This is a genomic window from Segatella hominis (assembly GCF_004535825.1).
GTDB lineage: Bacteria > Bacteroidota > Bacteroidia > Bacteroidales > Bacteroidaceae > Prevotella > Prevotella hominis.
This window is the reverse complement of sequence record NZ_SGVY01000019.1, coordinates 21,248-46,132: the sequence shown is the minus strand read 5'-3', so window position 1 is coordinate 46,132 and position 24,885 is coordinate 21,248. Positions and strand designations below refer to the sequence as shown.

Below are 24,885 nucleotides of genomic sequence, written 5' to 3'. Positions count from 1 at the left end.
TAATAATGAAGATTAAACATATTAAGACATATATACTGTCAGCTGTCCTGACCTTGTCTTTTTCTTCCTGTCTTGACAAGTATCCTGAGGATTCTATCCGCATGGATGAGGCTATCAATACAGTGGATGATGTAGATAAGCTGGTCTATGGAATCTATGACAGTTTTAAGAGCAGCGCATTGTACTCGGGCAAGTTGACACTCTTGCCAGACTTGCAGACAGACTTCGTGTATTGTGTGAAGGGCTACTCCAATACCTATGGCGATATCTATCGCTGGAAGGATATCAAGCCTACCAATACCGACATCGAGTCTGTATATGGTGCCCTTTATGGTGTTATCAATAGTGCCAATTTCCTGCTTGACAATGTAGAGAAAGTAAAGCTCAATACCACCAGTGATACAGAACTGGACAAGTTGGAGCAGTATCAGGGTGAGGCTTACTTCGCTCGTGCCTTGGCTTATTCTGAGTTGATCAAGATGTTCTGCAAGGCTTATGATAATGATGAGCAGGCAGAGAAAGACCTGGGTGTGGTACTCACAGAGCATTATTACGGCAATGAGCCACAGAAACGTGCCAGCCTGAAGGCTTCATACGAGTTCGTATTGAGAGACCTTGATAAGGCTACAGAGTATCTGAAGTTGGAAGATGACTTTACTGGAAGTCTCTACAACGAGATTTACTTCAATGAATATACTTGTCATGCTTTGCGTGCGCGCGTATCCTTATATATGCATCGCTGGGATGATGCCATCAAGTATGCTTCTAAGGTTATCGGCAGCAAATATTATACATTGGAGAAGGCGTCTTCTAAAACCTATTCCAGTCAGGTGAACGACTATAAGTACATCTGGACTTATGGTGATTCCCGTGAGGCTATCTGGAAGGTTGGTTTTACTGTAAACAGTTATGGTGGTGCCTTGGGTACTATCTTTGATAACTACAACTATGTAACTTATCGTCCAGACTATGTGCCAGAGACTTGGGTTATCAATTCATATGATGCCAATGATCTTCGTCCTGCAGCCATCTTCACTACCCGTGTCACAGGTTATGAGCACGGCTTGCAGTGGCCTTTGCTGAGCAAGTATTTTGGTGATGCAGAATTCCTGAACAGTAACATTCTGCATGTTCACCAGCCAATGGTGTTCCGTCTCTCAGAGCAGTATCTGATCCGTGCAGAGGCTTATGCCATGAAGGGTGAATATGGCAAGGCAGGTAGGGATATCTCTACCTTGCGTACAGCCCGTTACTCATCATATGGTGGTAACACATCCTTGAGCGAGAGCAATGCCATGAAGATTATCGAGGCAGAGCGTGTGAAGGAACTCTATATGGAAGGTTTCCGTCTGAACGACCTCAAGCGCTGGCACAAGGGATTCGAGCGTAAGGCTTCTGATCAGCCTGCTGCCAACTTCGTACAGAGCAGCTTGAAGGTAGAGAAGGATGATCCACTCTTTGTCTGGCCAATTCCACAGCATGAGCTGGAAGCACCAGGTTCAGAGATAGAGCCTAATGAAAGTAATAAATAACGGATTATTAATAAAGAGACGATCATGAAGAAAATAATGATGAGATGTTTGGCAGCAGTAGCTGTACTCATCGCTCTTGCGAGCTGTTCGCAGGATTTTACTACCTATTCTGGTCCGAGTCATATCATGTTCTCTGATACGCTTTATCAGTATCCTGTACAGGAAAACAATGAAATCTTCAATGTTCCTGTATCGGCTACAGAAAAAGTGGATTACGACCGCACCTTCGGTGTGGAAGTTGTTGACAAAGAGAGCAATGCCATCGAGGGTAAGCATTATCGTGTGCTCAACAATACTGTCACTATCAAGGCAGGCGAGATGGTAGGAAATGTGCAGGTTCAGGGTATCTATGATAATATCGGAAAGACGGACTCCTTAGGTTTCACGCTGAAACTGGTGATTCCTGAGAAGTACAACTGGACTGAACTCTACAAGGACTATACTCACGTGGTGATGCAGAAGGCTTGTCCTTTCGATATCCACAATTTCTCTGGTTGGTGTATGGTTACTTCTACTTTCTATAGCCAGTATCTGAACAACGTAACCAACCGTCTGATCAAGACTGAGGTGGTAGAAGGTGAGGAAAATACGGTACTCCTGAAGGATGTATATTATAAGGGATATGATCTGAAGTTGAAGTTTAAGACTGGCAACCTTCTGGAACCAAAGGTAGAGATGGACGACCAGATAGCCGGTGAGACCGGTGAGGCGTTCGGAACTATCTATGGAGATGGCAAGTTGCGCATCAGCCAGCCTTCTCTCTATACCTCTTATTATAATACCTGCCAGAACTATGTATTGCAGTATGTCAACATGAGTGTCAACAAGAAGGACGGATCATTATATGGTAATGTCGGTACTTTCATCACCATGTTTGAGTGGGTAAGCGATGCTGAGGCAGAGAAACTCAAAGAACAAGGTTATTAAGCCTTTCGGGTGCTTATATAACGCAGATATATTCAAGAAAATAATAACAGAATAACAATATGAAAAAGTTAATTTCAAGATATTGGCTCGTACTTGTGGCGCTGGTTTCAGTGACCTTGTTCACCGCTTGTTCCAGCGACGACGATGCCGTAAATCCTGTATTTCCACAGGTGCAGACTATTGCAGGTGCTGCTGGCGATGTGAAAGAGTTTACTTTCGATGCCAACCAGAACTGGAGTCTCTCTTCTAACAAAATCTGGTGTAAGATTTCTAAAGTTGAGGCTCAGAATGAGAATCAGGAAGAGGCGAAGGCTGCTGCAAAGCCTGGTTTCGTACTCAATGGTGCTGCCGGTAAGCAAACCATCCAGGTGACTATTACTGACGATGATGCCAGCAAGGATTTGAGCGTAGCTCAGTTGAACTTGAAGATGGGCGGTCAGGAAGTGACTGTTGCTGAGATTCAGCGTTCTGCTGAAGGATATGAACTCAAAGTTTATGATGAGTTGGGCAACGATATTACTGAGACCGGTATTACTGTAGGCTCCAAGAATGCCGCAGGTCAGCCTATCTACAATAAGTTTACTGTCAAATCGACTTATCGTTTTGCTGTGACCAATACTCCAGCTTGGGTAGAGTTGGAAGGCGGTTTCCTGATTGGTACACCAAACAAGGAAGTTGCAGGCGGTGCTGCCTTCAAAGAAGGTCAGGGCTTGAATGCGAAGTATGCTATTTCCAAGGAAGCTAACTACACCCTCACTTTTGCTTCAGAGGATGGTAAGGCTGCTGTGACCGTACCTGTTATCTATAATGGTATGACCACTCATACGATGGATATTACTTATCCTACCTCTTCACAGTGGGCAGTATGGAATGTTTCTCTGGATGGCAAGGTATTCACACAGACTGGTACAAGCCTGACTGGTGAGGCTGCCAATGCTTTCACTTTCCACAATTTTGTTCCATTCCAACTCAATACGTTTAATGATGCTTACCAGCTGGTAGTCTTCGAGAACAAGAAGAATGGTTTGTTCGAGGATGAATCTGGCGCCGTGAAATTGCAGGGTGAGAAAGGTGATGTCAAACTTACTGTTGATGCTTTGAGCAGCGGAAGCCGTGAGTTTCTGGTTTATGCATTGCCACAGAGCGTGTGCGATACGCTCAAGAATGGTTACGACGATATGTTGGAGAACAATTTCACTACTGTGAGAAGTGATTTCGACCGCTACTTCCTGATGAATATTGTACAGAAGGAGAACAACTCTTCTGCAGGTGATCAGTCTGCAGCACCAACTATCTTGGAGATGAACTACTTGCCAGTTGAGTGCAAGAAGGATAATTCCATGTATGGTTCTGTTGCGTCAGAAGTTTTTGGTTATAATGGTGATGAAATTTATGTTGCAAAGTCAAAAGTAGGCGCTTCACTTACTGTCAATCCTAACCTTAAGGATTGGGATCCTACCACAATGATGGAAACCGGTTATCTGACAGTAATGGATAGCAGCGGCAATGATATTTCTTCAAGTGCAGAGGCTTCACAAGACGAAAAGGAGAATTGGGTATTCTTTATACCAGTACCAGAAGCAACTCCGATATATATGGTCTTCAAGGACAATGGAACTCCTGTAAAGATTCTTGTTATCGAAGCTGGTGAAGAGGGAATGAGTAAGAAACATACTTCTATCAGAAAAATTAGAAAATAATGAATAGAATAAAAATATTTTCAAAGGCACTCTTGTTGCTCTTGGTCACGATGCTGACCTTTGCAGCAACAAGTTGCTCTGACGATGAAACTGAGGGCTGGGACGGCACATACGGATATGTGCAGTTCAAACTCAGCAAGAAGGTTTCTACAAGAGCTACCCGTGCTGCTGCCCTTGACAAACTTGAGAAATTGGATGATGCCAAGAAAATCAAGGTGGTCATGGAGCACAATGGTACGACTGTATCTCAGACTTTGGTGCTCAATTCTTATAATTCAGAGAATGCAGAGTATGGTCTGAGAAGTGAAAAACTGCAACTTGCCTCTGGTACCTACACCGTCATCGGTTTCTATCTCTATGATGCTGTAGATGAGGAGTTGTTGGCTTCTTCTGCCGGCGAGACATTCACTGTTGTTGGTGGCGGTCTGGAAGTACAGAACCTCATGGTGGAGACTGTGGAGCGCGGTAAGGTGAAGTTCAATCTTGTCAAGGAATGGGAGAAGACCCGTGCCGGTAATACCGAGTATCTCTTCTCTAATATCCGATTGATTGATATCAGCGTAACCAACCTCTTTACCCGTGAGACTTTCACTTTCCCTGGCGTTAAGGTGAAATACAAGGAGGCAAGTGAGGAGCATCAGAATCCTGATGATGAAAACGATAAGTATATGGAGGTGGGTACTGCCTACTGTGATTCTACTGTATGGCTTCCTGCTGGTACTTACCAGGTTACTTCTTATACGACTTACGGTCAGACCGGTGCGGTGAAGACCAAGTATGAAACCCAGCCTGTAAAGGGTGAGGCGTTTATCGTAGAGGATAATCAACTGAATGATAAGGCTCAGGTGCCTATCCTGCTCTCCAAGACCAAGGAATACATCAAGGATTATGAGGCTCTGAAGGCTATCTGGGAATCTCTCCAGGGTAAGGAGTGGAGCTTCTATGGCGATGCTACTTTCAAGGGTGCTAACTGGAACTTCAATAAGGAACTCGATATGTGGGGCGACCAACCTGGTGTTACACTCAACAGCAATGGTCGTGTCATCGGTCTCGTCATCGCTGGTTTCGGTGCCAAGGGTATCGTGCCAGATGCTATCGGACAGCTCACAGAACTTCAGGTACTCAACCTTGGCTCTCACGATGAGAAGATTGGTGCCAATATCTTCAATAATTACGATGCCAACAGTCTGAATGCAGCCAAGAAGAGCACCATGCGTCATGACTATGAGACCAAGTTCTTGAAGTATGACCCACGTGCCAATATGTCGGATATGATTGTAGAAAGCTACAACTCAGACCCTAAGGTAGCTCCTAAGAACAGAATCAAGAAGGACAGCCGTATCAACCTGAAAGACGCTCAGATCGGTACATTGACCAATAAAATTACAGGTGTATCTAAGGCCATCTATCGCCTGACTAAGTTGCAGCAGTTCTATATCGGTAACTCTTCTATCACATCCGACGAGGTTTGTGCGAAGTTTTACAATGCAGACGATGCCGTTTATGGTAAATTTGCTCAGGAGTTCAAGGAAGAGGATTGGGACAACATGACCAACCTTACCGATATCGAGCTTTACAACTGTCCAAAGATCAGTCGAATTCCAGACTTCTACTATAATCTCCCTAATTTGCAGGCGATGAACTTGGCTCGATGCAAGGGCATCTCTGCTAATCAGTTGAGAAATGATTGGACTCGCTTAGCTGAGGAGAAGACAGGTAAGACTCTCCAGATTCTCTATATGAGTTACAATAACCTGGAGGAGTTCCCTGAGTATTCTGCATTGAGAAAGATGGTAAATCTCGGTTTGCTCGATCTGGCTTACAATAATATCAAGAAGGTACATCCGTTTGGTTCTGAGGTAGCTCTCTCTTCTCTCTATCTGAACAACAACCAGATTGAAGAGATTCCTGCTAATCTCTGTGCCTTTACAGATGACGTGGAAAGTCTGACTTTCGCTCATAACAAGTTGAAGAAGATTCCTAATATCTTTGATGCAAGTTCGGTTCGTGAGATGGGTTCTGTAGATTTCTCTTACAATGAGATTACTGGTGTAGATACAAGTCATGGTACCTATAAGGGTATTAATGCAGCTTCAGTCAGCCTGTCAAACAATAAGATAGAGAAGTTCCCTTCTGAGTTGTTTACAGCAGGTTCGCCAATCACGACCATCGATTTGAGCGCTAACGAGTTGCGTACGATTCCTAAGGGTTCTATCAGCGGTAAGAAGGCTTATCTCCTGCAGGTGATTGACCTCCGATTCAACAAGCTGACATCACTCTCAGATGATTTCCGTGCAACTACATTGCCATATATTACCAATATGGACTTGAGTTACAACTGCTTCACAACGGTGCCAACCCAACCATTGAACAGTGCCGTGCTCCGTGCATTTGCCATCAATCATCAGCGTGATGAGCAGACCAAACAGCGTTGTCTGCGTACCTGGCCAACAGGTATCACCACCTGTCCAAGTCTGATTCAGTTCCAGATAGGTTCTAATGATATCCGCAAGGTAGATGAGACATTGACTTCTCACCTTTATATTCTGAACATCGCTGACAACCCTAACATCTCTATCGATGTAACCAGCGTCTGCGCATATATCAAGGCAGGTATGTATAAGCTGTTCTACGACAAGAATCAGGACATCCGCGGTTGCGATGCTTTGGATCTCGAAAATTAAACGAAAAGAAAGTAAGATAATATGAAATATATTAATAAACTTACATGGCTCCTCGTTCTGGGTGCTGGTCTGATGACCGCATCCTGCAGCGATAGCGATGATGTAGATATCCCAGGCGGACTCTCCATCGACAAGGAGCAGATAGAAATAGGAGCTCAGGGCGGTAGCGAACAGCTTGCCATTGCTGCCTCACAGAATTGGGTGGCTAACGTGGATGAGCCTTGGCTGATGCTCACTCCTGCCAATGGCGTGGGTTCTACTACTGCAACTGTGGTAGCAGATTCTACTCTGATGAACGGACGCCGTACTACCGATATCGCCTTTATCGGCGATAACGGTCAGCGCCGCACCGTTTCCGTGGTACAGTTTGGTTATGGTAAGCAGATTGACATCAAGGAACCAACTGTAGAAATCGAAAATTCAGAATCATACGATAAGCGTGCTTTTGAGAGTTTGATTTCTGCCAATGTAGAATGCAAAATCGGTAAGATAGAGTATTCTTTCGAAGGTGACATGACTGATGCCGAGAAGGCAGAGAATGAGAAAGAACGTGAAGGCTGGCTCCTGAATAGCAAGGATGAGGATAAACTGACTGGTACCAATATAGGAATCGTCCTTGATAGAAAGGCTCGTCCTCGTAGCGTCAAATTCAAGTTCCGCTGGGCGATGAATGTTGTTCCTGCTGTTCGTGTGGCAAAGGTTCACTTAGTACCGGTAAAAGCTGAAGACAAACTGGTGGATGCAGATGGTAATCCTACCGATGATGTCATCCTGACAGTTCGCCAGAAGGCAGCCTTGAAGATTGAGGATAATCGTGCTGGAGACTCTTTGTCTATCATCATGATCAATCAGAAATTAGGTTGTATGGCTACCTTCGATACCAGCGACAATATGCGTAACTGGTCGAACGTGACACTTTGGGAGGCTACTGATGCCTTCGTAAAGAGCCATCCTGAGGCTTTGGGTCGTGTGCGCTCTGTGAAGTTCAGCATGTTCAACCTGAAGAGTGGAGAGTCTCTTCCTAAGGAAGTTGGCAATCTGAAATACCTGGAGTCTTTCTCTCTGGCTGCCAATGAGAACAACCAGATTCGTGAGGTAGAGGTTGGTGAGGATATCTGTGAATTGAAGTATCTGAAGAACCTGACTATCCAGGCGTATGGTATGACCCACTTGCCAGCTAACTTCATCAAGTTGGGTAAGTCCTTGGAGTCACTCAATCTGGTAAGTAACAACTTCAATAAGTTGTCTGACATTACGAATGTAGTGAATGAGAAGAACTTCCCTAAGTTGCGTAATCTCATCTTCTATGCTCAGCGTCGTACAGATGTAGCTATTGATCTTTCAAAATTGGAAAAGAACGGAAATAGTGACTATATCTATAATACTTACCCTATCGGTATGTATGGAAAGGTCAGCAAAGGTACCAGCGATCGTCAGGCTCTTCTGAAACTCCTTACATGGGACAAACTGAATTCCCTGGAGTTGTCATACTGCTTCCTGGAGGGTGAACTTCCAACAGATGAAGAGATGACTGAAGCTTTGGAGGCTGCTGGCAAGGCTACCCGCTACAGCAGGGCAGACTTCTCTACCAATAAGGCTGATTATCTCGACAAACTGGTAGGTGATACCTGTAAATGGTTGCTCTCTGGCTGGGATAATCCAGTAACCTGCAAGCACAAGGATGGTTCTGTAGTTTATGAGGATGTTTATCCTCTTCAGGTGCCACGTGTATTGCCTAACTGCCGTCAGTTGTCGCTCAACCTTAACTTCCTGACTGGTGCGGTGCCAAAGTGGATTCTTTATCATCCACATCTGGTAGAATGGACTCCTTCTATCATGGTATTCAACCAGCAGTCTAAGGGAAAGAACAGCGATGGCGCTGCCGTTGGTTTCTCTAATATGACAGAGGATAGCTTCAGTTTCGATTACTTCTATGGAACCAGCGACCCTGGTAATAAATGGGAGGTTCCAGGGGTAGCTTATCCGCTCTATTATCGTACATACGTGGCTGCAGGTGATGTTGATGAGGCTTCCGTGCTTGCCAAGTACAAGAGAAACGTAACTTTGAAAAGATAATTTCTAACAATATAGAAGCAAACAATGAAGAAAAAGTTTTTCTATATAGCAATGGTCGCTTTGGCTTTGACAGGTTGTGCAGACAACCTGTCGGGCATCGACTCTTCTGATGGTAAGACCAACGAGGTTGTCATTCCTGCAGATGCTGAGAATGGTGAATTGTTGATTAAGTTCAGTCCTGAGATGAGCGATATTCTCGACCAAGCACAAAGCACAATGACGCGTGCTGGTGTAGCAGGTACCCGTTCGGGTATTCCTTCTACAGATGAGGTACTCGATATTCTGGGCAGCTACAGTTTCAAGCGTGTGTTCCCTGTGGATGAAAAGACAGAGGCTCGTACTCGCGAGGCAGGTCTTCACTTGTGGTACACCGTGAAGTTTGACAAGAATACGGATTTGAAGGTTGCTGCAGAGCGATTGAAGCAGCTTGGTGAGATTTCCAAGGTGCAGACCAATGGCCGTATCAAGCGTGCCTACAAGACTGACAGCAAGCGTATCTATCTGAATGAGAATGCACTCAAGGCTAAGGCTGCTACCCGTGCTGTAGCCGATGGTACACCCAATGACCCTGGTTACGCTTTCCAGTGGCACTATAACAACCTGGGTGCAGGCAATTATGCTTTCGAAAACCTGAATGATAATCATGCTGGTGCCAAAGCTGGCTGTGATGTCAATGCAGCTGAGGCTTGGAAGACTTGTACAGGTGATCCTTCCATTATCGTAGCCGTGCTTGATGAAGGCGTGATGTACACTCACCCTGATCTGGCTGCCAATATGTGGTGTAACCCTGGTGAGACTACTCAGGGAGCCAAGACTGATGGCGATGGTAATGGTTATGAGGGCGACCTTCACGGCTACAACTTCGTAACCGAGAGTGGCGATATTACCTGGACTGATGCCAACGATTCAGGTCATGGAACTCACGTAGCAGGTACAATTGCCGCAGTCAATGGTAACGGCATTGGTGTTTGTGGTGTAGCTGGTGGTGATGGTACTCCTAATTCTGGTGTGAAGATTATGTCATGCCAGGTGTTCTCTGGTCAGAATAGTGTAACTTTAGCAGGAGAGGCAAGAGCTATCAAATATGCAGCCGACAATGGTGCGGTGATTCTCCAGTGTAGTTGGGGTTACAACTCTTCTGAGTCAAGTATCATCAATGGTTATACTCCTGGACCAGCTACCGAAAAGGAGTGGGCTGAGACTTATCCTTTGGAGAAGGAGGCTTTGGATTATTTCATCCATAATGCCGGTTCTCCTAATGGTGTCATCGATGGTGGTATTCCTGTTTTTGCTGCTGGTAATGAGTATGCAGGCAATCCTGCGTTCCCTGGTGCTTATTCCAAGTGTGTATGTGTAGCTTCTGTTGCTGCCGACTATACGCCAGCTTGCTATACCGACTATGGTACGCTCGTTACCTTGAGTGCTCCTGGTGGTGACTTGGAATATTACGGCAAGATAGGTGAGGAAGAGGATGAGTATTGGGCAGAGACTGCTGAACAGAAGGGTGCTGTGCTCTCTACTTTGATTCAGAATGGTAAACCTGCATATGGTTATATGGAGGGAACTTCCATGGCTTGTCCTCATGTTTCTGGTGTGGCTGCTCTCGGTTTGGCATACGCAGTCAAGCAGCATCGTCATTATCGTGCTGCTGATTTCGTGAGTCTGATGAAGAAGGCTGTCAAGAACTTGGATGGCTATTATGGTAATGGTGCTACCAAGATTTATTATATGAACCATACTACAGTGGGTGCTTCTCCAGAAATCGTCAACCTGTCTAAGTATATCGGTAAGATGGGCGCTGGTCTGATTGATGCAGCTCAGCTCTTGAATCTTGTTAAGAACAAGGATTACAGTTCTGATATGAAGTTGCCTAATATCTATGTAGCGCTCGACAAGGTTTCTACCTTGAATCTGCCAAGTTACTTTGAAGGCGTAGAGAGTGGATACACCTGTGCTGTTGGTGATGCTAATGTGGCTTCTGCTACGATAGGAGGTACTACTCTCACCGTAAAGGGACTTGCTGTAGGAAGTACTACTCTGACAGTATCAGTTGGCGGCAAGCAGCAGACTGTGAGCATTATAGTTCGTAAGAATGCCAGCAACAACGGTTGGATGTAATCTAAAAGATAATTACTGAGATGGGAAAGAGATTCACGATGATCTTCATCGCTCTCAGCCTGATGAGCATGAGTCAGGTTTGGGCACAAATGCTCAAGTTTGACCAGCAGCTCATCGATGCCGGTACGATGACCGAGGATGATGCGCCACGAACCTATTCGTTTGTAGGTAGAAACGTGGGTGGGAAGATGCTGGAAATATCCCGTATTCAGACCACCTGTGGTTGCACCAAGTCGAGTGTCAGTCAGATGAGACTACAGCCAGGTGATAGCTGTAAGATAGAATTGACGTTTACTCCCCATGGTTATCCAGGTACTATAGACACCCGCGCTTTTGTCTATCTGAAGGATTCGGACAGAGAACCGGTCACGAAGATTGGACTCAGGGGGATGGTTCTTCCAAGTGCGGATGTCTGGTATCGCTTCAAGTATAAGATGGGCGACCTGAGACTGAAGCAGGCTAAGGTAACATTCAATGAGGTGACGGCAGGTATGAAGGCTGAGGCTCGCATTCTCTGTGGCAATAGCGGGAAGAAACCGCTGAAGATCAGCAGTCTGGTGCTTCCACAGTATGCACAAGTGAAAACTGAGCCGGAAATCATCCCTGCTGGTGATGAGGCAGACTTGGTGATTACGCTGGATGTGGATAAGATTCCGCCGATGATGAAGCCGAATTTCACCTTCCCGATTATTCTTGAGGGGGTGGACGCCAAGCCGAGTGACCGTACGATTATGGTCGTAGTGAATCGCAATCAGTAATGATAAATCATAAGAAAAGAAAGAATTAAAGAATATGAAACATTTAATCAAACTCTTCACCCTGTTGGTGGTTATGCTCCTTTCTGTGGGTTTCGTATCTTGTAGCAGCGATGATGATGAACCTGCAGAGCAGCCGATAGCTGTGACTCCTGCTAATCTTGATGGAGTATGGAAAATGACTGCCTGGAACAATGGTCAGCCAATGCCTGAGGGCACATATTGCTATGTGGTTTTCCATCGCCGTGATAATACTATGGAGATGTACGACAACATGAACAGTATGTATGCAGTTCATACTACCGGTTCCTTCTTTGTGAAGCAGGATCCATATTTGGGTTATATTGTTGGCGGTACCTACGATAATGGTGTTGGTGATTGGAACCAGCAGTATATCGTGAGCAATCTTTATAAGAGCGGTTCTATGATCTGGACTGCCAAGGATGATGCTAACGATGTTTGCCGCTATGAGCGCTGCAGCGAAGTGCCAGCTGAGATTATCAAAGAGGCAAGTGATTTGAAAGACTAATATAACCAGGCTCTTTAGTTTATTTGAAGACTGATCTTATTTTTTGAAAAACTATCATAGAGTTTTATATTAGCTCAGCATACCAATAAAAGAGACGTATGGGTGATTTCTTTCACTCGTACGTCTCTTTGTTTTTCCATTTTCCATTTCTCCTTTCCCATTTCTGTTTGTTTTATCTTTTTTGTTTTGCGGTTATGATAGTTTTGTTTAAAAATCTTTTGGTGTTTTGCGATAAATATTGTATTTTTGCGGCAGGATAAGGGTGATGCTTTTATTGCAACATCTTCTATCCAAATCGATATAGTACAAATTATAGGCGAAAACGAATGAGAAATGCAATCTATTATAGGAATACATTATATTATAGGTGTATGTTAGTGGTACTGTTTCTGGTGAATAGTATCCAGGTAAGTGATGCCCAATCTTGGCAGGAATACCTCGAACAACTCAGTGAACAGGAGGAATATGAGGATATGAATTGGGAAAGCTATGAAGATATTCTGGAGGGATATGCTGAAAATCCGATCAATCTCAATACCGCTACCAAGGAAGATCTGGAACAGTTTCCCTTCCTTTCTGCCCAACAGATAGAGGATATCCAGGCCTACATCTATCAATATGGTGAGATGAAAAGTCTGGGTGAACTGGCGATGATAGAAAGTATCAGTTGGTATGAGCGGCAGTTGCTTTGTTGTTTTGTCTATGCCGGGGAAGTGAAGAGGCGTTCTTTCCCTTCTTTTTCCCAAATAGCAAAATATGGAAAGCATGAAATGGTGGCTGCCGTAAAGGTTCCTCTTTATGAGCGAAAGGGAGACAAGGATGGGTATTGGGGTTATCCTTATAAGCATTGGTTGCGTTATCAGTTTCATTATAGTGACTATGTAAAGATGGGTTTTGTGGCTTCGCAGGATGCGGGAGAGCCGTTTTTTGGTGGTAAGAACAACTTGGGTTATGATTTTTATTCCTATTATCTGCAGATACGGAAATGGGGCAAGTTGAAAAATCTGACTTTGGGTAAGTATCGCCTTCGGGAAGGTATGGGACTGATATTAAATAATGATTTCGGTTTCGGAAAACTCTCCATGCTCTCGTCATTGGGGCGCATGGGAACTTCCATTCGCACACATTCTTCAAGATATGCTGCTAATTATCTGCAAGGAGTTGCAGCCACGCTGAATGTTTGCAAGGGATTGGATGTAAGTGCCTTTCTATCTTACCGCAAAATAGATGCTACGGTAAAGAAAGATTCTATTTCAACGATTGTAACTACAGGAATGCATCGCACGGAGAAGGAAATCGAGAAGCAAGGCATCGCTTCCGCTTTTCTGTTGGGCGGTAATCTGCATTATACTAAGAATGGCTTTCATATCGGTGCTACGGGCATCTGTTATTCTTATTCCTTGCCGCTTCATCCCAATAAATCCCAACTCTATAAGCGCTTTGCTCCCGAAGGCAAGAACTTTTGGAATGCAAGTATCGACTATGGTTATATTTCTCATCGGCTCACGCTGCAGGGAGAGGTGGCGACGGGAGATTGTGGAGTAGTGGCTACGGTCAATACGGCGAGTTATCTGCTTTCAGAACAGCTTTCGGTCTTGGCTCTTTATCGTTTTTATCCTTATCGTTATTATGCAATATACAGTAATAGCTATAGTGCAGGCAGCAGCGTTCAGGATGAAAGTGGCTGCTATGTGGGACTGCGATGGTCGCCTTCTTCTAAATGGGTATGTGATATTTATGGGGATGTGGCTTATTTTGCCTGGCCGAAATATCGAATGAAGGGAAGTTCTTATGCGATGGATTATCTGGCGAGCGTTATCTTCCAGCCTTCCCGCTCTCTCCGGCTTGGTGCCCGTTATCAGTATAAGCAGAAATATGATGTTACTACGCAGCGAGCCCGCCTGTATTGTGGAATCGAAAAAGGAGCATGGAGCAGTAAAACTCAGGTGGATGCCACCTTCCTGTCGCAAAACTACGGAATGATGGTCAATGAATCTATGGAATATCGCTTTCGGTGGCTGAGGCTGAATGCTTTCTTGGGCTATTTCCGTACCAAGGATTATGAGAGTCGTGTCTATGCTTTTGAACCGGGATTGCTTTATACGATGAGTTTCGGTAGTTATTTTGGTGAAGGTATCCGATGTGGACTGCGGGCGAAGGCTGAAATCGGAAAGCATTGGGTGCTGGTTTGCAAGGGAGCCATGACGAAATATTTCGACCGCAATCATATTTCGTCAGGATTACAACAAATCAAAGGCTCTGCTCAGACTGATTTGGAAATTCAGGTGAAATGGAAGTTCTGATGAATTACTGGTGAATGATTGTGTTGCGAAAAGCAGTTCTGAAAATCCAATAAATACTCTGTTGGGGAAATAATATTAGGTGGATTTCATAAAAGATGAGGTTTGGGCTTGGTTGTTTAAGATTTTTCTTGTATTTTTGCAGAAAAACAGATTGATATGAAAATAAACATCGTAATACCTTGCTATAATGAGCAGGAGGTTTTGCCTAAGACCCTGGAAGTTTTGGGGAATTTGGTGGCGAAAATCAAGGCAGAGACGGGTGCTGAAACCAATTTGCTATTGGTGGATGACGGCAGTCGCGATACTACCTGGCAACTCATCCGGGAAGGGGCAGAAAAACATTCGTACGTGAGAGGAATCAAACTTTCTCATAACCGAGGGCACCAGAATGCACTCTGGGCAGGTATGGAGGCTTCCATCGACCATTGTGATGCGATGGTGAGCATCGATGCGGATCTGCAGGATGATGAGAATGTAATCATCGATATGGTGAAACAGGTACAGGAAGGGAAGGATATTATCTACGGAGTACGCAAGGAGCGTAAGACAGATACTTTCTTTAAGCGTTTCACAGCTCAGGCCTTTTATAAACTGATGCAGAGTGTGGATAAGGAGACGGTTTATAATCATGCCGACTTCCGTATGATGACGAATCGCACGCTGAAGGCGCTGATGCAGTATCCAGAGCGCAATCTTTTCTTGCGTGCCATTGTTCGCCAACTCGGTTTCCAGGAGGGCTTTGTTTATTACGACCGCAAGGCGCGTGAGGCAGGCGAGAGTAAATATCCGCTTACCAAGATGCTGAGTTTCAGTATCGATGGCATCACTTCATTCTCTGTAGCTCCTTTGCGTTTCATCACCTTTGTAGGATTGCTGATGACATTGGTGTCTTTTATCATGATTATCTTTGCGCTGATAGAACATTTCCAGGGCAAGACGATACAGGGTTGGACTTCCTTGCTTGTTTCCCTCTGGTTCATCGGTGGCATTATCACTACTGGCGTGGGTGTTACAGGTGTCTATATCGGAAAAATCTATACCGAGGTAAAACGCAGACCGAGATATTTTATCGAGGAAAGAGTATAATTCATATTGAAATCATAAAAAATAAGAAGGGGTGTGTCGTGGATTTATGACACACCCCCTCTTTTGAAATATTTTTTTTAGTTGCAAGCCAAATTAGCGCTTGTTTTCACGAAACGGTAGAAACCTACGGGGCAGCGGGTTTCTGCAGTTCTCGGAATCTCCCATACCTTTTCGAAAGTATAATTCCTGCCATATTTCTCCGTGAAAATCTGGATATCATCATTTGATACCATCACGATGCCGTCTTGTGGAAGTGTCTTGTCGAACTGCTGGATCTTGTCGCCTAAATAGAAGTTGAGGCTGAAGAAGTGGAGCATATCGATTGATATGTAGGAATAGAGCTTGGATGTATCAAACTTCTTTTCTATTACTGGTGCCCAGCGCTTGTCGGCCTTGGTGTTGAGTACAGTTGGCTGAAGCGTAGAGTCCAGTATCAGGAAGAGGCTGATGATGGTAATCAACGTATGACCTACGATGCTGCCAGTATGATTCCTGCGGAGTGATTGGAACGTAGCATAAATGCCATAAATGCACAATATGAAGAACAGATATCCTATGCCTTCTGCGATACTCTGAGGTCCTTTTTCCAAAGCATGGAGCATGGCTGCGTTTTCTGCTGCATGTCTGCCGTGGAAGATAGTGTCAGGAATCAAACTGCATAAAACTGCGATTCTTGCTACGATAAGCAGGATGGCGAGTGACGCTATTACCCCTGCATACACCTTGAATGCTCCCATCTTCTCCTTCATCATCCAAACGATGTATTCAGCGATGAGATAAGCCATGAACGGATAGCAAGGTAGCAGGTAAACGCTTCGCTTGCTCTTCGGGATGCAATAGAAGAAGAGTACCAGGAGGAAAGCAAGCCAGGTGAACACCTGGAGCGGTGTAGCCTTTTTCGCATTCTCTACAAATTTACTCTTGGAGAATTTCTTCCAGGGCAGAATAAAGAGGGAGAACAATAATAATAAGGTATAAGGCAGCCAACCGCTGATAAGCGTAAGCAGATTATACCAGGCTGGATTTTCATGCGACTCGTAGGCCATCTTTCCCATAAAGCGGTCGATATTCTCTTCCTTTACCAGTTCCAGGAACTCGTTGCCACCCTGGAGATAGGCGGCATAGTACCAGCAGAATGGGATGATGAGAGAGAGTACGGCAGTTGCTGCCATTCGCCAGACGATGCCCCAGAAATTTTCTCTCTGTGTGAGCATGAAGACACCCATCACAAAACAAGGCAGGATGATGCCTACTGGTCCCTTGGTCAGCGTGGCGCCACTCATGCAGAGGATGGCAAGCCAGGGCAGTTGATGTTTTCCCTTTTCCCACCAACGGTAGAGCAGATACATGGCTCCCACCATGAAGGCGGTGTTCACCATATCCACACGGCAGTTGATTCCTGCACGATGCACTTCGAAAGCAGTCAGCGTGAGGATGGCTGTGATGAGGCTCGTCTGGGTATCCTTGCGCTTGGCAAAGAATATAAAGCCGCCGATGGTCATCAATATCAGCGATACAGCAGACGGCAGACGGGATGTGAATTCGCTTACGTGTCCGGCAAAGAGCGAGAAGAAGGCGATGCACCAGTGGAAGAATGGTGGCTTGTAAGGAATATCGCCTCCATTATTGATAGGCAATATCCAGTTGCCATGCTCCAGCATGGTGTAAGCAACTACAGCCTCGCGCGGCTCTCCCTTGGTATTGAAATCGGTGAGCCCGAGGAAAGGAATCAGCATCACGATAGCGAGGATGGTGACAATCCACAGGGCTTTGTTGTACTTGATGTTCATGTCTTATCGAAGTCTTATTTTATAATTTTGTCGTAGCGAATCAGAAAATCCGAGATGCGATGGGCTTGGGTGAGTCGCTTGATTTCCTTTTCCGGTACATTACCTGTCGTTTCTACGTTCATATTATCTGAACCTACAGCAGCAGGATATTTGCGAGGATCAAAGATGCTCTGTCCCATACCTTTCCATTTGTAGTGATCCAGATGCATCAGGTTGAGGATGGTAGGATATTGGTCAACCTGTCCCATCACCTTATTATATATTCCACCTACAGGAGCGTTTACAACTATGAAAGGAGTAAACTGCTTGTTGCTTACGATGCCTTTGGCGGCTGGCGATTCGCAGATAGGTTTGCGGTCGGCAGCAAGACCTTCGTGGTCGCCAATTATCACAATCATCATATCCTTGTAGTCCGGGCGACTCTTCAGATAGTCGAGGAGGATGCCCAAACCGTGGTCGGTATAGTTGGCCATGATCATGAAGTCGCGCATCTTTTCCGGATAATCGCCTTTAAAATGAATGCGCTTCAGGTTGTCGGGCAGAGGACGAATGGGTTGTGACCGGAGTAAGTTACAATCTGCAGATAATTACTTTTTCCCTTCTTCATGATTCCGCCTTTCTTGAGCTTTGCCACAATCTGCTTCATGAAGGATACATCGCCCAGTTTCTTGCGGCTGCCCACTTTCTCATCGTTCACCCACTGGTCGTTGAAGAACATCTGGCTGATGCCGAAGTTTTCTGCTACCACAGACTGGTTCCAGGTGATAGGCTTGTCCACCGTCATCAGATAAGAACTCAGGTCGGGATGCTCTTCCTTCATCGCCTTAACCAATGAAGGATAGTGGGTAAAAGGAAATTGCATGGCGTAGCATCCGCTCATCAGCGGCAACAGACCTGTGCTTACCAGAAGCTGTCCGTCTATGCTGCGTCCGCCTTTCACCTGAGTGAGAACGTGTGGAGCATAGAGAGTATGACTGTCGGCGATGTAACGGTTCAGGTTTGGAGTGATTTCCTTACCTTCTACCTTACGGTTGATTGCCCAACTTTCTAGCGATTCGCAGAAGATGACTACTAGGGTTTTCTTCCTGGCGATACTGTCAGCGAGTGGCTGATAGGCTGGTTGATGTTTCATCCAGTTATCAATTTCTGCTTTTATCTTAGGGGTAAATACCGTTTTTTGTTGGTTCGCTTCGTGTATCAAATTGCCAAAGATGGTGTACATTGGCACTTTGCAGGTGTACATGTTGGCATTATCCAAGTTATTGAATGCCTTTTCTGGTCCTCCTTTAGCAAAGATTAAAATAACAGAAAGCAGGAATGCTGCAAGTGTGGTTAAGGCGTATTGCTTGATTCGCAGGGCGTAAGCTCCTCGCTCTCTTCCAGACGCTTCTGCTCCTCGGTTCTTTCTCTTATGGAGAGAATAGATGCAGATAAGTGTAGATAGCGGGAGTAGGGCATCTATCCATCTCATCGAGTCAATCACACTCGCCGTAAAATCGCTCAGATTGCTAACCAGCAGATAACTTTCCAGAGGTATCATCGAGTTGTAGGTACGGCAATACATCAGGTTGCTGATGAGCAGTCCGTCTAGAATAAAGAGCACGAGATATTCTAACCATTTCTTACCGGTAAGCATAAATGGGAGGATGAACAGCAGAGCTGTCAATAGGGAATTGACATACACCTCTGGCAGGGAAAAAGAGGTGAAAGTAGTCTGCAGGCACCAGATGATATCGAATACGATAAATTTACTGGCTGCACATCCCAACAGAGAAGTTGTATCTCTGTTCCACAAAGTATGTGGAAATAATTTCTTCATAATCTGTTTCATGAGTACAAAGGTATTGATATTTTGTGAGATACTGGCTAATTTGCTTATTAATCTTTGCTAAAAAACAGAAATTCCCCATCACGCTTTGGCTGCGTGATGGGGAATTAATCGGTTTACATTGTTTCTCCTATATCTTATTGAGGCAAAATGTTGCAGTATTCCCGTTTGAACCACAGTTCGAAGACGGGGTCAACCATCTTGAAGCCATCGCCCGATTTCTCAATGAAGTCTCTTTCTACAAGAGTCTTTTTGTTCTTGGTGATGGTGCGTGGAGCACCGAGTCCATATTCTGCTACAACCTGCTGGGCATTGAAATGGGTCTCTCCCATGCAGACGGCACGCAGGAATGCTATCTGTGAGGCAGGCATACCATCAATATCGGTAATGAACATATCGGCATTGGTGTCCAGAAGTTTGGTAAGCTGTGACTGGTAGATTTCCTCTGTCACCTCTGTTGCCGTACGTGTCCAGATAAGAAAGCAGAATTGCTGCATATACCAGGAGTGGCATTGTACGGTATTGCAGATTCGCTCAATCATATCATCGCTGATAGTCTTGCCATGATTGTAGAAACTATCATGTATAAAAGGCTTCCAGTACTCCTTGGCAATCTTTTTCAATGCCATCATCTGTCCAAAACGATAGAATGGATTCTTCGAGTTGCCGAATATATCCATCATCATGTGGCGTTTACTGCCATAGAGACAATAGGTCGTACTATGTTGTCCCTGCCAGACCGAACGCATGGTTCCTTCTAGTCGTTTCCAGCCAGACAGATTCGCCAATTGTTGGAACTCATCAATGCACACGATGACATGGATGCCTTTTGCCTTGGCTATCTTTTCTGGAAGATTGAGAATTTCCTCGGCACTTTCTTTTAGGGGCTTGAAGTTTAGATTAACTTCTACGGCATTCACTGGGTCACTGTTGATGGTGAGGCTTGGAGATATGGATTGGATGAACTTTACGATGTCGGCCCATCTCTTTTCCATTGTGGAAGAAACTCCCTGGAGTACTGCACTTGCAAACTTGTTGTAGAACTCTTCCTCAGAGAAAATCTTGAAGGCATCCAGATAGCATACTCGCACATCCTTCTGTTCTTGCTTCAGCTCTTCCATTGCAGCTTTGACAAGGGAAGACTTACCCCATCTTCTTGGAGAGATTAGCATCACGTTGATGCCTCCTCCAAGGAAAGTCTTGAGGTCTTTTCTATCTTCGATTCTATCAATGAAATATTCATTTTCAGCGATAGAACCATATTCGAATGGTATCTTGTTCATATGCTTAAAGTCTTGATTTTCTGCAAATTTACGAAATTATACCCAAAGGTATTATACCCAAGGGTATAATTTAGGAAACTTTATCCTTTTATCTCCATTCTCATCTTTTTATCGAGTACTATTAATTACGAGAAGTTTTACATAAAAAGCGAAAGATATGATGAATTACTTGAACATAGCCAATGCTTTCTCTATGATTGGCGCCATGTCGTAATACTTATATTCGGCAAGGCGACCACCAAAGATAACATCCTTTTCCTGATCTGCCAGGTTCTTATATTGAGCGTATAGTTCGGAATTCTCCTTATCATTTACTGGATAATAAGGCTCCATGCCATCCTTCCATTCTGTGGAATATTCCTTGGAGATGACAGTCTTTGGACAATTGTAAACTTCTGCACCAAACATTTCGAAGTGCTTGTGTTCTATCACTCGGGTATATGGCACTTCTTGCTCAGTATAATTTACCACGGCATTTCCCTGATAATTAGGGCTGTCGATGATTTCCTGTTCGAAGCGTACGGTGCGATAGTTGAGTTTCCCGAACTGGTAGTCGTAGAACTGGTCTATTTTTCCTGTGAAAACTAGTTCCTCGGCGATTTCCTGCCAACAGTCTTTAATCAGTCCAGCTTTCTGGGAAGCCTCTTTGTTCTCTGCTAATTTTTGGATGTTGTCTGCAAAGAAATCCACGGAAGTCATGGTGTCGATACCTTCGAGCAAGCCGTCAATCAGTTTGTTGTAGCCACCTACCGGGATGCCCTGATACTTGTCGTTGAAGTAATTGTTGTCGAAGACGAGTCGTACTGGCAGGCGCTTGATGATGAAGGCAGGCAGGTCGGTACACTTACGCCCCCATTGCTTCTCGGTATAACCTTTGATGAGTCGCTCGTAGATATCTTTACCGATGAGTACCTGTGCCTGTTCCTCCAGATTGCGCGGCTCGCTTACGCCGTCAGCCTTCATTTTTGCTACAGCTTCCGCCTTCTGTTCATCTATTTTGGCTTGTGCTTCTTCAGGAGTGGTAACGCCCCACATCTGATAGAAGGTGTTCATATTGAAAGGCAGGTTGTAGAGCTTGCCTTTATAATTGGCCACAGGCGAGTTGGTGTAACGGTTGAACTCAACGATGGCATTGACGAAATCCCACACCTCCTTATTGGAAGTATGGAAGATATGCGCCCCATATTTATGCACATTGATGCCCTCAATATTCTCGCAATAGATATTTCCGCCCAGATGTGGTCGCTTATCTATTACCAGACAAGTTTTGCCTTGCTTATGGGCAAGGTGGGCGAATGTGGCTCCGAAGAGACCGGAACCAACGATGAGATAATCATACTTCTTCATAAGAGTTTTGCTTGCTTTTTTATTTATGTATCATTTTGCCGCAAAGGTAAGAAAAGATATGCGAATATGCAAACTTTTAGCAGGAAATATTAGGGCGGATATTTGAAGCGCAATTCATCTTTATGCTTATGATAGTAAGTGCAAAATATAAGCCTCTTCTGGAGAGAAGTTATTTTCTTAAATATCAGATGTTTAATTTATAAAAATGCTAAAATACAAAGGTATAAGACAAGTTTATTTGCTAAAACACAGGGACATAAATGGCAAGTTCTTGCTAAAATACAAAGAATTATCCTAAAAGAAACAAAACGAGCATATTCTTCCAGTGAAATAGTGAAGAATATGTTCGTTTTTGTACTTATTGCCTAATAACTTGCTTTTTTAATTCGTTGTGTGAGATAAGTCGGATGAGAGTCCTGCTCTATGAATGTCTTGTATTTCAAGTTGTTTGGACCTACATCTTTCTTGTAGTGTTTCATGAGATATGTATTCTCATTATTGATATTGTAACTATTTGTTGTGAAGACTTCTTGCTTGCCGTAATACATGGCAATAGCTTGGTTTACCCAATATCCAGGATCAGGCAAAGCATCGTAATGGGTATCAGAAGGAAGTTTTGTTTTTAAAGGCTTCAATTCGACAATAGAGTTGTTGTAAAGCCTCCCCAATAGTTCTTCCCTTTCTTTCATTTCTTTGTCGCTTGTTTGTATCTTTCCTTTGATAAGAAGGCTGAGTGTGCGATTGGTGGTGGATGGTTTAACGGCTATAGCCAATACAAATATAAGAATTGTATAAATGTATGAATATTTAATGGTATTCTTAAATTTCAATTTTGTAGCAGTCGCTACCTGACAAATGGCAGAACTCAGAGGCGCTTTGTTTTCTTCCTTTCTTGCCAACGCACCTGAAAGGTAATACATGTTGGTCAGAATAAGCCAGAATAGTGCATAGGTATAAACATTTTGCACTCTGAAAGGTCCTTCGTATCCCATGGCGTAGCAATGTGGGAAGAAGAAGCTGCAAAATAAGCCAAACGTGATGGCAATGCATAGCCATGGGTGAGAGAATTTAAAATTTGATTTGCGAGCCAATTTACTTACTGTTGGCACCAAAGTAACAAAGGTGAGTGACATGAAACTAATGATTCTGTCACCGATGAATCCAATACTTTTGCTTATGGTAATGCCAATAGCTTCTATAATGGTCGGGTGATACTCCTTTACGGCTAACTCACGAAAAGCATTACCTGGTGCTAAGATACTAAATGCAAAGGCTGCTAAGTAAACTGTCAAGACACCTGTAAGGAATTTGGGTAATTTCTTTTGCTCGATACAGATGATGGCAATGGTTGTGAATAATATAGCGGCACTTCCAAAGCCAGAGACAAAGTTGCCTCCGCCAAGGAATAGGGCGAGGATGATAGTAAGTGCACCAATAACCCATTTGGGTGTGCTTTGGGATTGGTAATATGCGATGAGTAAAGCCCCCAGACATAAGGAAAGACTAAAGTATAGAGTATAGTACATCGCTCCATTATACCAATAAAAGGCATCGTAGGCAGAACGGACGAATTGTATGTTGATGAGTGCAAAGATGGTAGATACGTATAAAAATTCCATCTTTGTGGTATGCAGTAACTTCCTCATTATCATGAATAATAGCGCATATGTTGATATGACGATACTTGACGCAAGAACAATGGGCACAATCCAATACATGCCAAAAGCTCCAGGCTGCAAAGCCATCAAAAAGCATGCAGAGTAGGTGCCTTGCCAAATATGGTACATGCTAACGGCTACATTCCATGCTCCTTGGAGGCATGCACTTACAGAATGGGTGGCATTCCATGTCTTGTATGCTTCTGCTCCAAAGACATAATCATCAGAAAATGGGTGCAAATATTGTCCGATCCAAAAGATGGGGAGGATGGACAAGATTAAAATCACAATTGCTACGCTTGTTACAATTTTTAATTGCTTTTTATTCATAACTGTTTTAATCCTATATTAATTCTGTGATAATACTAATTCTTTTTGTATTCTATAACATCGTTGCGTCTGTAACTTTGCATGTGAGATAAATAATAAATGTTAAAACTTGTGCCGCTTATGGCTGCAAAGGTACTCAATTTTATTGAATGCCACAAATAATCCTTGCTTTTTTTTGTTTTTTTGATAACTTTTCATACCTTTGCAGCAAAAATAATGATACCAAAACTCATTCATCTTTGTTGGTTTAGCAATGATCCTTATCCTGTAGAGATAAAGGTCTGCTTGGATTCGTGGAAGCGCATTATCCCCGATTATGAGATAAAATTATGGGGATATAAGGAAGCTAAGGCGATAGGGTGTCCGTTTATAGACGAAGCATTGGAGGCTCACAAATGGGCTTTTGCTGCGGATGCTGTCAGATTCTATGCTGTATATGTTCACGGAGGTGTTTATATGGATAGTGATATCTTCTTGTATAAGCGTTTTGATGAGTTTATGCAGAAGAATGTATTTACTACTTTTATGACAGAAGAAGGCGAAACCAAGACAGGATTGCAGGCAGCTTTCTTTATGGCTCCTCATGGTAATGCTTTCTGTCAAAAAGTTTGGGAGTATTACAAAAATCATCATTTTAAGAATGATGATGGCTCTTTTAATACCACAATCTCTCCAATTATTATGGAACGTATCGCAAAGCAATTACAGTTTGATATGAATATTCGGAGCACACAATTGTTGGAAGGTTTTCACGTATATCCAACTTCATATTTGTTGCCTCGTAAAAAGTATCCTCGTACAGAAAAAACTTTTGCCGAACATCGTATTTATGGGAGTTGGCGTAAGAGAAAGTTAAGCCGTCAGATAGATTTGATGATTTCTCATGTCGTCCATGTGGTAAAGTACGCTCTCTTCAAAAAATAGAAGAGAGCATATTGT

General features: G+C 43.9%; 17 protein-coding genes and 1 pseudogene. 12 read left to right on the top strand and 6 right to left on the bottom strand.

Annotation, left to right across the window (positions count from 1 at the left end; all coding sequences use genetic code 11):
- The first annotated feature begins 5 nt into the window (after nt 1-5).
- The 11 genes and pseudogenes from EXN75_RS08705 (at nt 6) to EXN75_RS08660 (ending at nt 15,710) form a co-directional block, all read left to right on the top strand.
- Nucleotides 6-1,532: a RagB/SusD family nutrient uptake outer membrane protein gene (locus tag EXN75_RS08705; RefSeq protein WP_134843497.1), complete on the top strand. Its 1,527-nt coding sequence runs from the start codon at nt 6-8 to the stop codon at nt 1,530-1,532.
- A gap of 24 nt (nt 1,533-1,556) precedes the next feature.
- Nucleotides 1,557-2,459 (top strand): DUF4984 domain-containing protein, encoded by a 903-nt coding sequence (locus EXN75_RS08700; protein WP_134843496.1) that lies wholly within the window; start codon nt 1,557-1,559, stop codon nt 2,457-2,459.
- A gap of 59 nt (nt 2,460-2,518) precedes the next feature.
- Nucleotides 2,519-4,159, top strand: a complete 1,641-nt coding sequence (locus EXN75_RS08695; protein WP_134843495.1) for a DUF5003 domain-containing protein — start codon at nt 2,519-2,521, stop codon at nt 4,157-4,159.
- Nucleotides 4,159-6,843, top strand: a complete 2,685-nt coding sequence (locus EXN75_RS08690) for a DUF4458 domain-containing protein (protein ID WP_134843494.1) — start codon at nt 4,159-4,161, stop codon at nt 6,841-6,843. Before EXN75_RS08695 ends, EXN75_RS08690 begins: the two co-directional genes overlap by 1 nt.
- A 21-nt stretch (nt 6,844-6,864) precedes the next feature.
- On the top strand, nt 6,865-8,919 hold the full coding sequence (locus tag EXN75_RS08685) for a BACON domain-containing protein (RefSeq protein ID WP_134843493.1): 2,055 nt from the start codon (nt 6,865-6,867) through the stop codon (nt 8,917-8,919).
- Between the two features lie 24 nt (nt 8,920-8,943).
- Nucleotides 8,944-9,513, top strand: a pseudogene (locus EXN75_RS18640) (subtilase family N-terminal domain-containing protein); the annotation flags it as partial.
- Nucleotides 9,514-9,519: 6 nt separating this feature from the next.
- Nucleotides 9,520-11,037 carry a S8 family serine peptidase gene (locus EXN75_RS18490; RefSeq protein ID WP_408005942.1) on the top strand — a complete coding sequence of 506 codons (1,518 nt, stop codon included), beginning with the start codon at nt 9,520-9,522 and terminating at the stop codon, nt 11,035-11,037.
- A 20-nt stretch (nt 11,038-11,057) separates the two neighbouring features.
- The gene (locus EXN75_RS08675; protein ID WP_134843491.1) at nt 11,058-11,795 is read left to right on the top strand and encodes a DUF1573 domain-containing protein; all 738 of its coding nucleotides are present in this window, start codon (nt 11,058-11,060) and stop codon (nt 11,793-11,795) included.
- A gap of 34 nt (nt 11,796-11,829) precedes the next feature.
- Nucleotides 11,830-12,321 (top strand): lipocalin family protein, encoded by a 492-nt coding sequence (locus EXN75_RS08670; protein WP_118116014.1) that lies wholly within the window; start codon nt 11,830-11,832, stop codon nt 12,319-12,321.
- Nucleotides 12,322-12,692: 371 nt separating this feature from the next.
- Entirely contained in the window at nt 12,693-14,624 is a 1,932-nt protein-coding gene (locus EXN75_RS08665; RefSeq protein ID WP_167639480.1) for a helix-hairpin-helix domain-containing protein, read from the top strand.
- 156 nt (nt 14,625-14,780) lie between these two features.
- Complete coding sequence (locus EXN75_RS08660; protein WP_134843489.1) at nt 14,781-15,710, top strand: glycosyltransferase family 2 protein; 930 nt, start codon at nt 14,781-14,783, stop codon at nt 15,708-15,710.
- Nucleotides 15,711-15,787: 77 nt separating this feature from the next.
- On the opposite strand, the gene EXN75_RS08655 is transcribed toward EXN75_RS08660, so the two are convergent.
- From EXN75_RS08655 to EXN75_RS08635, 6 genes are all read right to left on the bottom strand, one after another.
- Complete coding sequence (locus tag EXN75_RS08655; RefSeq protein ID WP_134843488.1) at nt 15,788-17,500, bottom strand: ArnT family glycosyltransferase; 1,713 nt, start codon at nt 17,498-17,500, stop codon at nt 15,788-15,790.
- Between the two features lie 14 nt (nt 17,501-17,514).
- Nucleotides 17,515-17,991, bottom strand: coding sequence for an LTA synthase family protein (locus tag EXN75_RS18205; protein WP_246031338.1), 477 nt, complete (start codon nt 17,989-17,991; stop codon nt 17,515-17,517).
- Nucleotides 17,992-18,026: 35 nt separating this feature from the next.
- Nucleotides 18,027-19,319: an LTA synthase family protein gene (locus tag EXN75_RS18200; protein WP_246031337.1), complete on the bottom strand. Its 1,293-nt coding sequence runs from the start codon at nt 19,317-19,319 to the stop codon at nt 18,027-18,029.
- A 146-nt stretch (nt 19,320-19,465) separates the two neighbouring features.
- Nucleotides 19,466-20,611: an AAA family ATPase gene (locus tag EXN75_RS08645; RefSeq protein WP_134843487.1), complete on the bottom strand. Its 1,146-nt coding sequence runs from the start codon at nt 20,609-20,611 to the stop codon at nt 19,466-19,468.
- Nucleotides 20,612-20,776: 165 nt separating this feature from the next.
- Nucleotides 20,777-21,958 (bottom strand): UDP-galactopyranose mutase, encoded by a 1,182-nt coding sequence (gene glf, locus EXN75_RS08640; protein ID WP_134843486.1) that lies wholly within the window; start codon nt 21,956-21,958, stop codon nt 20,777-20,779.
- Nucleotides 21,959-22,323: 365 nt separating this feature from the next.
- Complete coding sequence (locus EXN75_RS08635; protein WP_134843485.1) at nt 22,324-23,946, bottom strand: DUF6056 family protein; 1,623 nt, start codon at nt 23,944-23,946, stop codon at nt 22,324-22,326.
- 216 nt (nt 23,947-24,162) lie between these two features.
- Here EXN75_RS08635 and EXN75_RS08630 point away from each other — a divergent pair, with 216 nt between their 5' ends.
- On the top strand, nt 24,163-24,870 hold the full coding sequence (locus EXN75_RS08630; RefSeq protein WP_134843484.1) for a glycosyltransferase family 32 protein: 708 nt from the start codon (nt 24,163-24,165) through the stop codon (nt 24,868-24,870).
- Nucleotides 24,871-24,885: the final 15 nt, after the last annotated feature.

What these genes read in the sequence shown, in the direction of transcription:
- EXN75_RS08705 (WP_134843497.1), top strand. Translation starts at nt 6, where the DNA reads ATGAAGATTAAACATATTAAGACATATATACTGTCAGCTGTCCTGACC.
- EXN75_RS08700 (WP_134843496.1), top strand. Translation starts at nt 1,557, where the DNA reads ATGAAGAAAATAATGATGAGATGTTTGGCAGCAGTAGCTGTACTCATC.
- EXN75_RS08695 (WP_134843495.1), top strand. Translation starts at nt 2,519, where the DNA reads ATGAAAAAGTTAATTTCAAGATATTGGCTCGTACTTGTGGCGCTGGTT.
- EXN75_RS08690 (WP_134843494.1), top strand. Translation starts at nt 4,159, where the DNA reads ATGAATAGAATAAAAATATTTTCAAAGGCACTCTTGTTGCTCTTGGTC.
- EXN75_RS08685 (WP_134843493.1), top strand. Translation starts at nt 6,865, where the DNA reads ATGAAATATATTAATAAACTTACATGGCTCCTCGTTCTGGGTGCTGGT.
- EXN75_RS08675 (WP_134843491.1), top strand. Translation starts at nt 11,058, where the DNA reads ATGGGAAAGAGATTCACGATGATCTTCATCGCTCTCAGCCTGATGAGC.
- EXN75_RS08670 (WP_118116014.1), top strand. Translation starts at nt 11,830, where the DNA reads ATGAAACATTTAATCAAACTCTTCACCCTGTTGGTGGTTATGCTCCTT.
- EXN75_RS08665 (WP_167639480.1), top strand. Translation starts at nt 12,693, where the DNA reads ATGTTAGTGGTACTGTTTCTGGTGAATAGTATCCAGGTAAGTGATGCC.
- EXN75_RS08660 (WP_134843489.1), top strand. Translation starts at nt 14,781, where the DNA reads ATGAAAATAAACATCGTAATACCTTGCTATAATGAGCAGGAGGTTTTG.
- EXN75_RS08655 (WP_134843488.1), bottom strand. Translation starts at nt 17,500, where the DNA reads ATGAACATCAAGTACAACAAAGCCCTGTGGATTGTCACCATCCTCGCT.
- EXN75_RS18205 (WP_246031338.1), bottom strand. Translation starts at nt 17,991, where the DNA reads ATGCGCGACTTCATGATCATGGCCAACTATACCGACCACGGTTTGGGC.
- EXN75_RS18200 (WP_246031337.1), bottom strand. Translation starts at nt 19,319, where the DNA reads ATGAAGAAATTATTTCCACATACTTTGTGGAACAGAGATACAACTTCT.
- EXN75_RS08645 (WP_134843487.1), bottom strand. Translation starts at nt 20,611, where the DNA reads ATGAACAAGATACCATTCGAATATGGTTCTATCGCTGAAAATGAATAT.
- glf (WP_134843486.1), bottom strand. Translation starts at nt 21,958, where the DNA reads ATGAAGAAGTATGATTATCTCATCGTTGGTTCCGGTCTCTTCGGAGCC.
- EXN75_RS08635 (WP_134843485.1), bottom strand. Translation starts at nt 23,946, where the DNA reads ATGAATAAAAAGCAATTAAAAATTGTAACAAGCGTAGCAATTGTGATT.
- EXN75_RS08630 (WP_134843484.1), top strand. Translation starts at nt 24,163, where the DNA reads ATGATACCAAAACTCATTCATCTTTGTTGGTTTAGCAATGATCCTTAT.